The organism is Pseudomonas sp. H1_F01, from assembly GCF_054681425.1.
The window spans coordinates 1,198,726-1,214,074 of the sequence record NZ_CP162823.1 but is presented as its reverse complement, the minus strand read 5'-3'; the positions used below and the strand labels follow the sequence as shown (position 1 = coordinate 1,214,074).

Below are 15,349 nucleotides of genomic sequence, written 5' to 3'. Positions count from 1 at the left end.
CTTGCTCGCGATAGCGGTCTGATATCAACCTATGTGTTGAATGAGACGGCGTCATCGCGAGCAAGCTTTGCTCCCACGAGGCTCGCTCCCACAGTTGCTTTGTGCATGACTTGAACCCCCAGGCGACTGGGCGCATCTTTATGACTTGTCGCAAAACAAGAATAAGGAACCGTCATGTTCGATATCAGCCAGTACCCCCAAGCCGATGCCGTCCGCCGGGCTGCGCAACTGAGTCAGGACGAGTACACGCGGCTCTATAAAGAATCCATCGAACACCCCAGCGCCTTCTGGGCCGAGCAGGCCACGCGCTTTCTCGACTGGATGACGCCCTGGCAAACCGTCCAGCGCTATGACCTCAAGAACGGCGATGCGACCTGGTTCGCCGGTGGCAAGCTGAACGTCAGCGCCAATTGCATCGACCGTCACCTGCAAACGCGCGGCGACCAGACGGCAATCATCTGGGAAGGCGACAACCCCGCCGAATCGGCAGAAATCACCTACAAAAAACTTCACAACCATGTGTGCCGCCTGGCCAACGTGCTGAAAAGCCGTGGCGTGAAGAAAGGTGACCGGGTCTGCATCTACATGCCGATGATCCCCGAGGCCGCCTACGCCATGCTCGCCTGCACCCGCATCGGCGCCGTGCATTCGGTGGTGTTCGGCGGTTTCTCACCGGACTCGCTGCGCGACCGGATTCTCGACGCCGACTGCCGCACCGTGATCACGGCGGACGAAGGCGTGCGCGGCGGGCGCTTCGTACCGCTCAAGCGTAACGTCGACAAGGCCCTGGAAAGTTGCCCGAACGTCAGCACCGTGCTGGTGGTCGAGCGCACCCAGGGTGAGGTGGGCTGGGTTGAAGGCCGCGACCTGTGGTACCACCAGGCCATGCACGAGATGAGCGACGACTGCCCACCGGAACCGATGGACGCCGAAGACCCGTTGTTCATCCTCTACACCTCCGGCAGCACTGGCAAACCCAAGGGCGTGCTGCACACCACGGGCGGTTATCTGCTGCAAGCGGCGATGACGTTCAAGTACGTGCTCGATTACCGCGACAACGAAGTGTTCTGGTGCACCGCCGATGTCGGCTGGGTCACCGGCCACAGCTACATCGTCTATGGCCCGCTGGCCAATGGCGCCACCACGCTGATCTTCGAGGGCGTGCCGAGCTACCCGAGCAGTTCGCGCTTCTGGCAGGTGATCGACAAGCATCAGGTCAACATCTTCTACACCGCACCGACCGCCCTGCGCGCGCTGATGCGCGAAGGTGCCGGACCGTTGCAGGAAACGTCCCGCAAAAGCCTGCGACTGCTCGGCACCGTTGGTGAGCCGATCAACCCGGAGGCGTGGGAATGGTATTTCAACACGGTAGGCGAACAACGCTGCCCGATTGTCGACACCTGGTGGCAGACCGAGACCGGCGGCATCATGCTCAGCCCGTTGGTGAGCGCCCCACGGCTCAAGCCAGGCTGCGCCACCCGGCCGATGTTCGGCGTGCAACCGGTCTTGCTGGATGAAGTGGGCAAGGAAATCAGCGGTGCCGGCAGCGGCGTACTGGCGATCAAATCCAGTTGGCCCGGGCAGATTCGCAGCGTCTACGGCGATCATCAACGCATGGTCGACACCTACTTCAAACCCTACCCCGGCTATTACTTCACCGGCGACGGCGCGCGCCGCGACGAAGACGGCGACTACTGGATCACCGGGCGCATCGACGACGTGATCAACGTCTCCGGGCATCGCATCGGCACCGCCGAAATCGAAAGCGCCCTGGTGCTGCACGACAACATTGCCGAAGCGGCCGTCGTCGGCTATCCCCACGACCTCAAGGGCCAGGGCATCTATGCCTTTGTCACGCCGATGAACGGTGTGGAGGCCAATGACGAGCTGAAGAAGGAATTGCTGGCCCACGTCAGCAAGGAAATCGGCAGCTTCGCCAAACCGGAACTGATCCAGTGGGCGCCAGCGTTGCCCAAGACCCGTTCGGGCAAGATCATGCGGCGCATCCTGCGCAAGATCGCCTGCAACGAACTCGATAGCCTCGGCGATACCTCGACCCTGGCCGATCCAAGTGTGGTGGAGGGGCTGATCGACAAACGCCTCAATCGCTGAGGATTCCTGTGGGAGCGAGCTTGCTCGCGATGGGGCCCTGTCAGTCCAGACCGCCATCGCGAGCAAGCTCGCTCCCACAGGGACCACGCCAGCCATAACTGCTAAACTCCCGCGCCTCATTTCTCTAAGGCGCGCCCGGCATGTCTTCCTTGAATCAGGCGCTGCGCGCCGCCCTCGACCAGCGCCAGGAGCTGCTCGGCCAACTGCACCAGCAAGGCACCGACTGCTATCGCCTGTTCCATGGCAGCCAGGAAGGCGCCCCCGGACTGACCATCGACCGCTACGGCCCGCAACTGCTGGTACAGAGCTTCCATCAGTCGCTGGAGCGCGACGACCTGCTGCAACTGCACGGCATCGTCAACGAAGAGCTGGGATTGGAGACTTTGTTGGTCTACAACGACCGCGCCCGGGGCAATTCGCGCGTCGACCGCCAGGACACCGTCTATCAGGCGGACGAGGCCGCCCTGCAAGACCTGGTCGGGCATGAATGGGGCTTGAATTATCGCGTACGCGGTCGCCATGCCGGGCAGGATCCACTGCTGTTTCTCGACCTGCGCAACGCCCGGGGATGGGTCAAGGCACACAGCCGCAACAAAAGCGTGCTGAACCTGTTCGCCTACACCTGCGGCGTCGGCCTGAGCGCTGCGGCCGGTGGTGCGCGGGAGGTGTGCAACCTGGACTTCGCCGAAGGCAACCTGGCGGTGGGCCGCGAGAACGGCCTGCTCAACCCCGATTTGCCGCCGATGGAGTTCGTGCAGTCGGACTACTTTCCGGCGATCCGCCAACTGGCCGGCCTGCCCATCAGCCAGCGGCGCGGACAGAAACTGCCCAGCTACGTGCGCCTGGAACAACGCCAGTACGACCTGGTGCTGCTCGACCCACCGGCCTGGGCCAAAAGTGCGTTCGGCACCGTCGACCTGTTGCGCGACTACCAAAGCCTGCTGAAACCGGCGCTGCTCACCACCGCCGACAATGGCGTGCTGATCTGCTGCAACAACCTGGCAAAAGTGCCCATGGACGACTGGCGCGAGCAGGTGTTGCGTTGCGCGGAAAAGGCCGGACGCCCGGTACGCGAGTGGAGCGTGCTGACGCCCGGCAGCGATTTCCCCTCCCGGGACCAGCAGCCACCGCTCAAGACTTTGGTGCTCCAGCTCTAAGCCAGACTCAGAATTCTTACTCGAAAAACGGACAAATCTCATAAATCACAGTGGCTTCGGAACCGTAAACGCATGCCATACTCCAAGGCATTCCGAATTCACACCAAGATGAAGCCGCACATGCCCAAAGGATTGATTCGCGCCATCGGCGCTCTGTTGACCGCACTGGCCCTCTATAGCCTGTTGGGCTTTCTGATTTTGCCGGGCATCGCCTTGCGCATCGCCAACCAGCAATTGGCCACCCTTGCGACGGTGCCGGCTCAGATCCAGCGCATCGAACTCAATCCCTTCAGCCTGGAAGTCACCCTCTGGGGCCTGAATATCGGCGAACCAGGCAAGGAACAGGTCGGCTTCGAACGGCTGTACGCCAATTTGCAACTCGACAGCTTGTGGTCCGGCGCCCTGCACCTGGTCGACATCGAGCTGGACAAGCCCAAGACCGAAGTGATGTTCGCCAAGGACGGTCAGTTGAACCTGCTGGGCCTGTTCAAGCTGCCGGCCAGCGAGCCGACGCCTGCCGACCCCGAGGCCAAGCCGTTCCCCATGCGGGTCGACCGAATCAAGTTGGCCGGCGGCTATGTGCATTTCCAGGACCTGCGCCCCAGCGAACCCATTGAGTTTCTCTACGACACCCTCGATTTCGAGCTGAAGAATCTCAGCACCCTGCCCGACGACAACGCCGACATGACCCTGGTGGCTGCTGGCCCCGAAGGCGGACAGATCGACTGGACCGGTAATTTCAGCCTCACGCCGATTGCCTCCCAAGGCACGCTCAAAGTCACTGGCGGCCAAATGAAAGCCTGGTGGCCCTATGTGCGCGACGCCGTGCCGCTGGTTCTGGAAAACGGTGTCCTGAACCTCAGCACCGACTACAAGCTCAACCTGGCCAAGGGCACCGAACTGCTGCTCAACAACGTCGCGGTCAGTGTCGCGCCCTTCGCCATCAAGGCACCCGATGGCCGTCCACTGGTGAAGCTCGAACGCCTGGACGTAAGCGAAACCACGGTAGACCTGGCCAAGCAGCAAGTTATCGTGGGCAAGATCCGCAGCCAGAAGCTGGAAACCTGGGCCGCTCGCGAGGCAGACGGGCAGCTGGACTGGCAAAAACTCTTCGCCAGCCAGCCGGCCAAACCGCAGGTCAAGGCTGAACCGACATCCGCCCCGGCAGCGGCTGACTCGCCAAAAGCTGAACCGGCACCGCCCAGCAAACCCTGGCAGGTGATGTTGAAGGACGTGCAGCTGCGCGACTATAAGGTGCACTTGGCTGACCGTCAGGCCCAGCCCGCCGTGGCACTGGAGGTCGGCCCGCTGAACCTCGACCTGCAGAACTACGACACCCTCAACGGCTCGCCCTTTACCCTCAAGCTGGACACCGGGATAGGCAAGCAGGGCAAGATCCTCGCCGACGGCGAGGTCAACCTGAACCCGATCACCGCCAAGCTCAAGGTCAAGACCCAGGACGTCGACCTGCGCGTCGCCCAGTCGTACATCAACCCGTTCATTCGCCTGGAGCTGCGCTCCGGGATGCTCGGCAGTGACCTGGCGGTCGACCTCAAAAGCACCGAACCGCTGGCATTTGCCGTCACCGGGCGCGCCCAGGTCGATCAGTTGCACACCCTCGACACGCTCAAGACCCGTGACTTCCTCAAGTGGCAGAGCCTGGTCCTCGAAGGCTTGAATTATCAGCACGGTGACAGCCTGTCCATCGACAAGGTCAACCTGTTCCAGCCGTATGCGCGCTTCATGATCAACGACGACCGCACCACCAACGTCGATGACCTGCTGATCCCGCAACCGGCCGACAGCGGCACGAAGAACACTGCGGCAAAACCGGCGTCCCAGGAAAAACCGCTGGGTATCCACATCGGTGGTATCGCCATCAATGACGGTTCGGCCAACTTCGCCGACTTCAGCCTGACGCCCAATTTCGCCACGGCCATCCAGCAGCTCAATGGCCAGATCGGCACCATCGACAGTCGCCAGGCCAAACCGGCCAGTGTCGACATCAAGGGCAAGGTCGATCGCTATGCACCGGTCACCATCAAAGGGGCGGTCAACCCCTTCGATCCGATGGCCAGCCTCGACATCGCCACCAGTTTCAAACGGGTCGAACTGACCACCCTGACGCCCTACTCCGGCAAGTTCGCCGGCTATCGCATCCGCAAGGGCCGGCTCAATCTCGACCTGCATTACCGGATCACCCAAGGCAAGCTCCAGGCGGAGAACAAAGTGGTGGTCGAGCAACTGCAACTGGGTGAGAAAGTCGACAGCCCGGACGCCGTGAGCCTGCCACTCAAATTGGCCGTCGCATTGCTGAAGGATTCCGACGGCAAGATTTCCATCGAGCTACCGGTGTCCGGCGATCTCAACGACCCGCAATTCAGTGTCATGCCGATCATCTGGCAGACCCTGCGCAACCTGGTGGTACGAGCGGCCCAGGCGCCGTTCAAGCTTATCGGTGGGCTGGTGGCCGGCGGCGGCTCGGAAGACCTGGGCAGCGTGGCGTTTGCGCCGGGCTCCAGCGACCTGAGCAAGGACAACGAAGGCACGCTGCTCAAACTGTCCGAGGCCCTTGGCAAACGTCCGGAGCTGCGTCTGGAGATCGAAGGCACCGCCGCCGAAAGCAGCGACGGCCCGCTGCTCGCCGCCCAGCGCCTGGAACGCGAATACCAGTACAACTACTACAAGATGCTGCAGCGTCGGGGCGACAAAGTTCCGGCCCAGGCCTCGCTGATACAGGTGCCGGAAGACGAAAAGGCGCCGCTGCTCGAAGGCATCTACCGCACCCGCCTCAAGACCCAACCGCCCGCCGAATGGACGCAATTGGACAAAAAGGCGCGCATCGAGAAACTGCGTGAAGGCGTGATCAAGTTCTGGAGCGGCAGCGACGTGCTCTTGCGTCAACTGGGACAGGAACGGGCCAGCAGCATCAAGGACTTCCTGGTGGACAAAGGCCAGTTGGCCGATGACCGCGTGTATTTCATCGACGCCAGCCTCGGCCAGGCCGAGAGCGATGGCCGGGTGATTACCCCGATGCATCTGGATGCCGAATAAGATGAAACCCTGGTTCGGGCTCTGCCTGGGTCTATTGCTGGCCGCCGGCCAGGCCGCGGCTGCCGACACGCTGCGTTGCGGCAGCCAGTTGATCAGCGTCGGTGACCGCTCCAGCGAAGTGCTGCAAAAGTGCGGGGAGCCAGCGGCGCGGGATGACCTGGGCTACAAGCGCAGTGTCAATCGCCGGGAGGAATACCCGGTGGAGGAATGGACCTACGGCCCCAACAGCGGCATGTATCAGTACCTGCGTTTCGAGGGGAATCGGCTGGTGCAGATCACCAGCAAGCGGGGGCGGTGAGCTTGTCCGCACAGATGTGTTGAATGTGCCGCCGCCATCGCGAGCAAGCTCGCTCCCACATTGTTTAGGGCGATCTCAAAATCCGTGTTCACCGCCGCCCCCGGTGGGAGCGAGCTTGCTCGCGATGGCGGCAACTCGGTTCTGACTCGTGTGTAAACGCTGACCCGCAGATTGATTCCCCAGAATAGAACAGGCCCCCGGCACGAATGCCGGGGGCCTGTAATGGCCACGTCCGTGTGGCCTTTCGCATGAACTCCAAAGCGACGGCAAACGTATATCCTGGCCCGCTTGCCGCGCCTTCTCCCAGTCCAGGCGAGAAGTCTTGGCCTTACTCGGCTTTCAGGCCGTCAGCCGATACGGCCTTGACGCCTTTGATTTTCTTGGCGATCGCCACAGCGGTGTCTTTTTGTGCATCAGTGACTTTGGTCATCGAAGACAGGGACACAACACCTTTGTTGGTTTCGACTTTGATATCAGTGCCTGGAATGCCTTTTTCGGTGACCAGGTCAGCTTTGACCTTGGTGGTGATCCAGGTATCGGAAACGTCTTCCTTGGCCTCTGTCACTTCGCCCGCAGCCAGCATCATTGGCGCCTGAGTTGCTTGAGTGGTCTCGGCGAATGCGCTAGCCATGGTCAGGGTCAGTGCGGTAGCAGCGGCGGCAGTGATAGCGAACTTCTTCATACGAGTAACTCCTGTTTTTCTCAAAAACTGCCGGAGGTGGATCCCGGCAGGGTTAGCAGGAGTAGTGCGAACGCTGTGCCAGCTTTTAACAATTAATTAATTTCTTATAAATCAGCAAGTTAAGCGAAACGGCAACTTTCGTGATCATGCAAAATGCATGAAACGGTGATTCTGGACATGCAACTTGCGGTTTTTTGGCCAACTTCTAAGCTTATGAATTGCGAAGGGTTTCTGTATCGAGGCAGTTCACTGCCTCGATACGTGCACTCAAATTACGGAGTCGTCGCTGCTGTACCTGTGCATCCAGCCGGCAGGAATTCCTGAGCGGCGGTCGAACCGCAGGTCCAAACGCCTTGAGTAGAACGCGTCAGGGTGATCGCTTTGCCAAGCACTGGAGCGGGTGCATTCAAAAGGGTACACGCGATGGTGCCCGCTCCGTCCGCTGCTGTTCCTGAAGCCGTCAAGGTGCAATTGCTGGTGGGCGAGGTCCCGCCGATGTTGGCCAACGTTGGATTGGTACCTTGATTCATGATGTCCTCAAACGGCACTTTCAACGCAGAGACCTCCGCCAGCCCCGCCGTGGCCTTGGCCCGCGCCTGATACTTCGAATATTGCGGCAACGCAAACGTCGCCAGAATACCGATGATCGCCACGACGATCAGCAGCTCGATCAAGGTAAAGCCACTCTGCTTATTCATAGACATCTCCCATGCATGAGTCGAAATCTCATGACCTGAAACGGCCATTGCAGGGCACATGCCAACCCTGAAACCCCATCACTCAAGGGATTTGAACCAGCACAACGGCAACGTCCTACCTCAACAACCGCACTATCTGACGTTTTTTGTCACCCTGCCCCGCTGGTTTGGCGTCGAGGCTTGACTAGGCTATAAGTCATGAACTGTTCGCCGCCAGGATTCCCATGAATGACATCGCCCTCAGCGGCCTGACCAAGCAATTGGTGCTGGCCGAACTGCTCACCGAGCAAAGTGCGCAACAGGCGTATCAACAGGCGCAACGCAATCGCATCCCCCTGGTCAGCTATCTGGTGCAGAACAAACTGGTCCAGAGCCGACAGGTCGCGGAGATCGCCTCGGAGCATTTCGGCGTCGCCCTGCTGGACCTCAACAGCCTGGACAAAGAAACCCAACCCACCGGCCTGGTCAGCGAAAAACTGGTGCGCCAGCATCACGCCCTGCCGCTGTGGCGGCGCGGCAACAAGCTGTACGTGGGCATCTCCGACCCGACCAATCACCAGGCCATCAATGACATCCAGTTCAGCACCGGCCTGACCACCGAAGCCATCCTGGTGGAGGACGACAAGCTCAGCGACGCCATCGAAAAGTTTTTCGAATCCAGCAGCACGGGCCTGGAAGGCATGGGCGATGTCGACCTCGACGGCCTGGACATCGAATCGATCGACGACACCAGGCAGGACTCCATCGCCGGCCAGGACACCGACGACGCGCCCGTGGTGCGCTTCGTCAACAAGATGCTGCTGGACGCGATCAAGGGCGGCTCTTCCGACCTGCACTTCGAGCCCTACGAAAAAATCTACCGGGTGCGGGTGCGCACCGACGGCATACTGCGGGAAGTGGCCAGGCCGCCGATCCAGTTGGCCAACCGTATCGCCGCACGCCTGAAAGTCATGGCCAGCCTGGATATTTCCGAGCGGCGCAAACCCCAGGACGGGCGCCTGAAAATGCGCCTGTCGAAAACCAAGTCCATCGATTTCCGGGTCAACACCCTGCCCACGCTCTGGGGCGAAAAAGTGGTGATCCGGATCCTCGACCCGTCCAGCGCACAAATGGGCATCGATGCCCTGGGCTACGAACCGGACCAGAAAGACCTGTACATGGCCGCCCTCAAGCAACCGCAAGGGCTGATCCTGGTGACTGGCCCAACCGGCTCGGGCAAGACCGTGTCGCTCTACACCGGACTGAATATCCTCAACACCGTGGACATCAACATTTCCACCGCCGAAGACCCGGTGGAAATCAACATGGAAGGCATCAACCAGGTCAACGTGAACCCGCGCCAGGGGCTGGATTTCGCCCAGGCCCTGCGCTCGTTCCTGCGCCAGGACCCGGACGTGATCATGGTCGGTGAGATCCGCGACCTGGAAACCGCCGAGATCGCCATCAAGGCCGCCCAGACCGGGCACCTGGTGCTCTCCACCCTGCACACCAACAGCGCCGCCGAAACCCTGATCCGCCTGCAGAACATGGGCATTCCGGGGTTCAACATCGCCACCGCCGTGCACCTGATCATTGCCCAGCGGCTGGCGCGCAAGCTGTGCAGTCACTGCAAGAAGGCCATCGAGATTCCCGAGGAAACCTTGCTCAAGGAAGGTTTCCCTCGGGAACGCATCGGCACATTCACGATCTATGAGCCGGTCGGTTGCGAACAGTGCAACAACGGTTACAAAGGGCGCGTGGGGGTTTACGAAGTGGTCAAGAACACGCCCGAGCTGCAACGGCTGATCATGGCCGAGGGCAACTCGCTGGAAATCGATCTGCAAATGCGCAAGGACGGTTTCAATGACCTGCGCACCTCGGGGCTGCTCAAAGTGATGCAGGGCGTCACCAGCCTCGAAGAAATCAACCGGGTCACCAAGGATTGAACATGGCGGTCAAGGCAGTCAAAACCGATGTTTACACTTGGGAAGGCAAGGACCGCAAAGGCACGAAAATGAGTGGCGAGCTGACGGGTCAAAGCCCGGCGCTGGTCAAGGCACAGCTGCGCAAACAAGGCATCAACCCGCAGAAGGTGCGCAAGAAATCCACCTCGATATTCAGCAAGGGCAAGCGCATCAAGCCGCTGGATATCGCCCTCTTCACCCGCCAGATGGCCACCATGCTCAAGGCTGGTGTGCCGCTGTTGCAGGCGTTCGACATCATTGGCGAAGGCTTCGACAACCCCAACATGCGCAAGCTGGTGGACGAGGTGAAGCAGGAAGTCGCCGCTGGCAACAGCTTCGCCGCGGCGCTGCGCAAGTGCCCGCAATATTTCGACGAGCTGTACTGCAACCTGGTAGACGCCGGCGAGCAGGCCGGTGCCCTGGACACGCTGCTGGACCGGGTCGCGACCTACAAGGAAAAGAGCGAAGCGCTCAAGGCCAAGATCAAGAAAGCCATGACCTATCCAGCGGCAGTGGTCCTCGTCGCCGCAGTGGTCACGGGGATCCTGCTGGTCAAGGTCGTGCCGCAATTCGAATCGGTATTCTCCGGGTTTGGCGCGAAACTGCCAGCCTTCACAGTGATGGTCATAGGCCTGTCGGAAATCATGCAGCAATGGTGGTGGGTGATGCTTGGCGGGGCGGTGGGGGCTTTTTTTGGCGTGAAGTATGCGCTCAGGCGTTCGGAGCGCTTTCGCGACTGGCGCGACAAATGGCTGCTCAAGCTGCCGCTGATCGGCACCTTGCTGTACAAATCCGCCGTGGCCCGCTACGCCCGCACGCTGTCCACTACCTTCGCCGCCGGCGTGCCGCTGGTGGAGGCCCTGGATTCGGTGTCTGGCGCCACCGGCAACGTGGTATTCAAACGTGCCGTGCAGCGCATCAAGCAGGAGGTCTCGACCGGCATGCAGTTGAATTTCTCCATGCGTGCCTCAGGGATTTTTCCGAACCTGGCGGTCCAGATGACCGCCATCGGCGAGGAATCCGGTGCGCTGGACGACATGCTCGACAAGGTCGCGAGCTTTTATGAGGCCGAGGTGGACAATCTGGTGGACAACCTCACCAGCCTGATGGAACCCTTCATCATGGTGGTCCTGGGGGTGGTCGTCGGTGGCCTGGTAGTTGCCATGTACCTGCCCATCTTTCAACTCGGCTCTGCGATCTGACATGCCCCTGAGCGAATTCTTCGTGCTGTATCCCCTGGCTTTCGTGCTCGTTGCAGCATTGCTCGGCCTGATCATCGGCAGCTTCCTCAACGTGCTGGTGTGGCGCCTGCCGAAGATGCTCAACCGCGAATGGCGCCTGCAGGCCCACGACCTGCTGGGCCTGCCGGCCGAAACCCCGGGCCCGGTCTACAACCTGATGCTGCCCCACTCCCAGTGCCCGCACTGCGGCCATCGCATCCGCCCCTGGGAAAACATTCCGCTGCTCAGCTACCTGATACTGCGCGGCCGCTGTTCGAGCTGCGCCGCGCCCATCGGCAGGCGTTACCCCCTGACCGAATTGGCCTGCGGCGCGTTATCGGCGTTCGTCGCCTGGCATTTCGGTTTTGGCTGGCACGCCGCGATGGTGATGGTGTTGACCTGGGGCCTGCTGGCCATGAGCCTGATCGACGCCGAGCATCAATTGCTGCCCGATACCCTGGTGCTGCCGCTGTTGTGGCTGGGCTTGATCATCAACAGCTTCGGGCTCTTCGTGTCCTTGAACCAGGCGATGTGGGGCGCGGTGGCCGGCTACCTGGCGCTGTGGTCGGTGTTCTGGGTGTTCAAGCTGATCACCGGCAAGGAAGGCATGGGCTATGGGGATTTCAAGCTGCTGGCGATGCTCGGCGCCTGGGGTGGCTGGCAGATCCTGCCGCTGACGCTGCTGCTGTCGTCGTTGGTCGGCGCCGTTATTGGGGCGATTGTGCTGCGCTTGCGTGATGCCCCGGGGTCGACGCAGATCCCCTTTGGACCTTATCTGGCCATTGCCGGCTGGATTGCCTTGCTCTGGGGTGGTCAAATAACCGACTTCTATTGGCAGTCTGTCGGTTTTTAATGAATACCTCAGTGAAAAAACCCTGGATTCTCGGCCTGACCGGTGGCATCGGCAGCGGCAAGAGCGCGGCGGCCCAGCATTTCATCGACCTGGGCGTGCACGTCATCGACGCCGATCATGCGGCGCGCTGGGTGGTCGAGCCCGGGCGTCCGGCGCTGGCGAAAATCGCCGAGCACTTCGGCCCCGGCGTATTGCAGGCCGACGGCGCCCTGGACCGAGCGGCGCTGCGCAAGTTGATCTTCGAGAATGCCGATGAACGCCGCTGGCTCGAGGCGCTGCTGCATCCGCTGATCGCCGAGGAAATCGCCCATCATCTGGCCCAGGCACAATCGCCCTATGCGATCCTGGTATCGCCGCTGCTGATTGAGTCAGGGCAGTACACCATGACCCAGCGGATCCTGGTGATCGATGCGCCGGAACAATTGCAGATCGAACGTACGTTGCAGCGCGACCAGACCAGCGAACAGCAGGTCCAGGCGATTCTCAAGGCCCAGTCCAGCCGCCAGGATCGCCTGAGCCATGCCAACGACGTGGTGGTCAACGATCGCGACCTCGCCTGGCTGCACAGCGAGGTCGAGCGCCTGCATCACTTTTACCTTACTTTGCGTGGAGGCCAATCATGAGCCAAACCCCAACCGTTGATTGCCCAACCTGTGGCGCCCCTGTGGAATGGAGCCCGGAGAGCAAGTTCCGGCCGTTCTGCTCTGACCGCTGCAAACTGATCGACCTCGGCGCCTGGGCGTCGGAAGAACACAAGATCCCGGTCAGCCCCGACGCCGAGGACGAGCTGTTCAGCGAAGACTTCGAGCCTCGCTCACATCATTAAGGCCGCATGAAACCGTAGTCCTGTTCATCGTCGAGGTTTTCCGCCAGGAAACTCAACTCATCGGCCAGGTCTTCAGGGCTGCGCACTGTCTTGCTCTGTTGCACGATCGCACTGAGCAAGGCGCGCAGGCTCAAGCCTGGGTCAAAACCAATCTCCATTGCGGCATCGTGGCTACGCCTGATCTCTTGTCTCGCCCACTCATAAACACTCATGGTTGTGCTCCTGGAAGTTTTCCAAAGCATGAAGGGCGTGTGGTGGTGCAGCCTTGACGTGAATCAAGGCTTGTCATCATCGTTCCACGGAGCCGACAGGTAGCGCGTACGGTTGAAGGTCTCCAGCCATTCGGGACTGAACACCACCAACGCACTGATCACCATGCCGTTGATGAAGGCCTCGGGGAAGATGATCAACCAGAGGTAGCCGACAAAATCTTCCAGCCAGTAAGGCATGGCGAATATACCGTCGTACCACAGCAGGCCAAGCCCCAGCAGCAGGCACGCCAACGCCGAAAGCGCGGCCGCGAGAAACCCCGAACAGAAGATATACACGAACAGATTGCGCGGCTGGGCGCGCTCCACCAGGATCGCGCAACACTCGGTGACCAGCACCGGCAACAGGATCAGCAGCGCACCGTTGACCCCTACCGCGGCCATGTCCTGACGGCCCAGTAGCACCAGCGCGAGCTGCGCGCACAGGCCACCGAGGATCGCCAACGGCCAGTCCAGCAGCAGCGTCACGGCAGTCATGCCAATGAAGTGATACGAAACGCCCGTATCGAAATCCCGGCGCACCAGCCACAGCATGAACAACGCCAGCACCGTGCCGAACAGCAGGTGCTGGCGACGGCTGTCGGTGAACAGTTCGACCCACGGCGCCCGCACCACGGCCCAGGCCAACACCGGCACATACACCAGCCAACCGGCCGCCAGGGTCTGCGGTGAAAGCAGTTCGGCACCGATCATGGGCTACTCCTGCGAGAACTAGAACGCCGTCCGTGCGCTACTTAAGTAGCGACACTTCCTGGCTGTTGTACCAAGGCCATTGCAAACTTACCAAAGCCTACCGACCAATCCGAATAGTCATTCTCGTGCATGAAGATGAAAACGTCTTGCGGACGAACCTGGGCTTGAACCCCGAGATTGTCCGCGATTTTTTTGTAGAGCTCGCGCTTCATCGCATCACTGCGCCCTCTGCGCATCGTAATCTCAATCACGATCAAATGGTCTGAACGAGCCACACCGTTAAACGTGCGGCTGTAGAAAAACTGTTCAGGGTCATAGTCCGTGACCAGGTTGAACAATTCATCCTCGGGCATACCAATGCTCTCGACCAGCGCTTGATGTATGCCATCGACGATGCGCTGACGTTGCTGCTGGCTGGTGCCCTTGATGACGGCGGTACGAACGAATGGCATGTGAGGTGCTCTCAATTTGATAGGGAATGCCCCTCAATCCTGGCGACTCGGAACAGTCGGCAGACACTGCGGGAGCCGGGGGATTCTGCAAAATACGCCCGATACCTGATATCGATTTATACGCTCGATGTAATTGAGTTAAAGTCACTTTATGAAACGTCGCCTCCCCCCATTGAATGCGCTGCATACCTTCGAGGCCGCTGCCCGACTGGGCAAAATGATCGCGGCCGCCGAGGAGCTGTCCGTCACGCCTGGCGCGGTGAGTCGCCAGGTACGCCAGCTGGAGCTGAGTCTTGGTGTGGACCTGTTCGAAGGCCCAAAAAACAAACCTCAGCTCACCGTTGCCGGTAGAGAACTGCTGCCGGAACTGACGGCCGCACTGGATCAGATCGAGGCCGCGGTGAGCAGGGTCCGAGACACGGCGACAGGCACCTTGGACGTGTCCTGCTTCAGCACATTTACGGTCAAGTGGCTGATACCGCGTCTTTTCGACTTCAATACGACTTATCCAGGGATCAAGATTCGCCTGAGCTCACCGGTTCACGGGAGCGATCCGGGCCGGGATCGCTATGACGTGATGATCACGGCTGAACAGGGCATCGTGGGCGAGCAGAAAAACACCGTCCGGCTGTTTCCTGAACGATTGGGCGTCGTGTTGTCGCCCACCTTATCCGCACGTATTCAATTAGCCGACGTGGGCTCGATTTTCAGCCATCCCCTCCTGCATACCAAAACCCGTCCGGATGCCTGGGCAAACTGGGGGGATGCGATTGGACACCAGGCCACCGCGCCGGCCGGGCTGGAATACGAGCACTATTACTTTACGTTGGAGGCGGCGATTGCCGGCCTGGGGATTTGTGTCGCCCCATGGCACTTGGTGGCTGACGACATTCGCCTGGGTCGCCTGGTGGCGCCGTTCGGGTTTCGCCCGAGCCGCTACGTCTATATCGCCAAGCGCAGCGCGCAGCAGAGCAAGAAGCTGGATTTGTTTTGCGCTTGGTTGGCGTGTCAGGCTGAACAGGATGGCATGCTGGGGCCTGCCTGAGGGTAATGCTACTCACTTGAGCGTTTATCGGAATTTTATCTTCCATT

Annotated in this window: 15 protein-coding genes; 10 read left to right on the top strand and 5 right to left on the bottom strand. The window is 60.5% G+C overall.

Annotated features, from left to right (window positions below):
* Positions 1 to 174 precede the first annotated feature (174 nt).
* The 4 genes from acs to AB4O09_RS05570 all read left to right on the top strand — a co-directional run bounded on the left by acs (position 175) and on the right by AB4O09_RS05570 (position 6,621).
* Complete coding sequence (acs, locus tag AB4O09_RS05585; RefSeq protein ID WP_053163343.1) at positions 175 to 2,112, top strand: acetate--CoA ligase; 1,938 nt, start codon at positions 175 to 177, stop codon at positions 2,110 to 2,112.
* Positions 2,113 to 2,252: 140 nt separating this feature from the next.
* On the top strand, positions 2,253 to 3,269 hold the full coding sequence (locus AB4O09_RS05580) for a class I SAM-dependent rRNA methyltransferase (protein ID WP_003205659.1): 1,017 nt from the start codon (positions 2,253 to 2,255) through the stop codon (positions 3,267 to 3,269).
* Between the two features lie 120 nt (positions 3,270 to 3,389).
* The gene (locus AB4O09_RS05575) at positions 3,390 to 6,323 is read left to right on the top strand and encodes a DUF748 domain-containing protein (protein WP_460107998.1); all 2,934 of its coding nucleotides are present in this window, start codon (positions 3,390 to 3,392) and stop codon (positions 6,321 to 6,323) included.
* A gap of 1 nt (position 6,324) precedes the next feature.
* On the top strand, positions 6,325 to 6,621 hold the full coding sequence (locus AB4O09_RS05570) for a DUF2845 domain-containing protein (RefSeq protein WP_003205663.1): 297 nt from the start codon (positions 6,325 to 6,327) through the stop codon (positions 6,619 to 6,621).
* A 328-nt stretch (positions 6,622 to 6,949) separates the two neighbouring features.
* Here the strand turns inward: AB4O09_RS05570 and AB4O09_RS05565 are convergent, their stop codons facing one another.
* Together AB4O09_RS05565 and AB4O09_RS05560 are read right to left on the bottom strand one after the other, a co-directional pair.
* Positions 6,950 to 7,303, bottom strand: a complete 354-nt coding sequence (locus AB4O09_RS05565; RefSeq protein WP_003205664.1) for a BON domain-containing protein — start codon at positions 7,301 to 7,303, stop codon at positions 6,950 to 6,952.
* Positions 7,304 to 7,575: 272 nt separating this feature from the next.
* Complete coding sequence (locus tag AB4O09_RS05560) at positions 7,576 to 8,001, bottom strand: pilin (protein ID WP_013694230.1); 426 nt, start codon at positions 7,999 to 8,001, stop codon at positions 7,576 to 7,578.
* A gap of 224 nt (positions 8,002 to 8,225) precedes the next feature.
* Between AB4O09_RS05560 and pilB the strand changes: the two genes are divergently transcribed.
* Genes pilB through yacG form a run of 5 tightly spaced genes read left to right on the top strand, consistent with a single transcriptional unit; the run spans position 8,226 to position 12,843 of the window.
* Entirely contained in the window at positions 8,226 to 9,926 is a 1,701-nt protein-coding gene (gene pilB / locus AB4O09_RS05555) for a type IV-A pilus assembly ATPase PilB (protein WP_003205669.1), read from the top strand.
* A gap of 2 nt (positions 9,927 to 9,928) precedes the next feature.
* Entirely contained in the window at positions 9,929 to 11,146 is a 1,218-nt protein-coding gene (locus tag AB4O09_RS05550) for a type II secretion system F family protein (RefSeq protein ID WP_003205670.1), read from the top strand.
* A 1-nt stretch (position 11,147) separates the two neighbouring features.
* Complete coding sequence (locus AB4O09_RS05545; RefSeq protein WP_003205672.1) at positions 11,148 to 12,017, top strand: prepilin peptidase; 870 nt, start codon at positions 11,148 to 11,150, stop codon at positions 12,015 to 12,017.
* Positions 12,017 to 12,640 (top strand): dephospho-CoA kinase, encoded by a 624-nt coding sequence (coaE, locus tag AB4O09_RS05540; RefSeq protein ID WP_003205673.1) that lies wholly within the window; start codon positions 12,017 to 12,019, stop codon positions 12,638 to 12,640. The genes AB4O09_RS05545 and coaE overlap by 1 nt, the downstream gene beginning before the upstream one ends.
* Positions 12,637 to 12,843, top strand: a complete 207-nt coding sequence (gene yacG, locus AB4O09_RS05535; RefSeq protein ID WP_003205675.1) for a DNA gyrase inhibitor YacG — start codon at positions 12,637 to 12,639, stop codon at positions 12,841 to 12,843. Before coaE ends, yacG begins: the two co-directional genes overlap by 4 nt.
* Here the strand turns inward: yacG and AB4O09_RS05530 are convergent.
* The 3 genes from AB4O09_RS05530 to AB4O09_RS05520 form a co-directional block, all read right to left on the bottom strand.
* A complete protein-coding gene (locus tag AB4O09_RS05530; protein ID WP_013694234.1) occupies positions 12,840 to 13,055 on the bottom strand; it encodes a hypothetical protein in 216 nt (71 codons plus the stop codon). The two genes, yacG and AB4O09_RS05530, sit on opposite strands and share 4 nt — an antisense overlap.
* A 63-nt stretch (positions 13,056 to 13,118) precedes the next feature.
* Positions 13,119 to 13,805: an energy-coupling factor ABC transporter permease gene (locus tag AB4O09_RS05525; RefSeq protein WP_003205678.1), complete on the bottom strand. Its 687-nt coding sequence runs from the start codon at positions 13,803 to 13,805 to the stop codon at positions 13,119 to 13,121.
* A gap of 41 nt (positions 13,806 to 13,846) precedes the next feature.
* On the bottom strand, positions 13,847 to 14,257 hold the full coding sequence (locus tag AB4O09_RS05520) for a tautomerase family protein (protein ID WP_003205679.1): 411 nt from the start codon (positions 14,255 to 14,257) through the stop codon (positions 13,847 to 13,849).
* A 151-nt stretch (positions 14,258 to 14,408) separates the two neighbouring features.
* Here AB4O09_RS05520 and AB4O09_RS05515 point away from each other — a divergent pair, with 151 nt between their 5' ends.
* A complete protein-coding gene (locus AB4O09_RS05515; protein WP_003205681.1) occupies positions 14,409 to 15,302 on the top strand; it encodes a LysR substrate-binding domain-containing protein in 894 nt (297 codons plus the stop codon).
* Positions 15,303 to 15,349 lie beyond the last annotated feature (47 nt).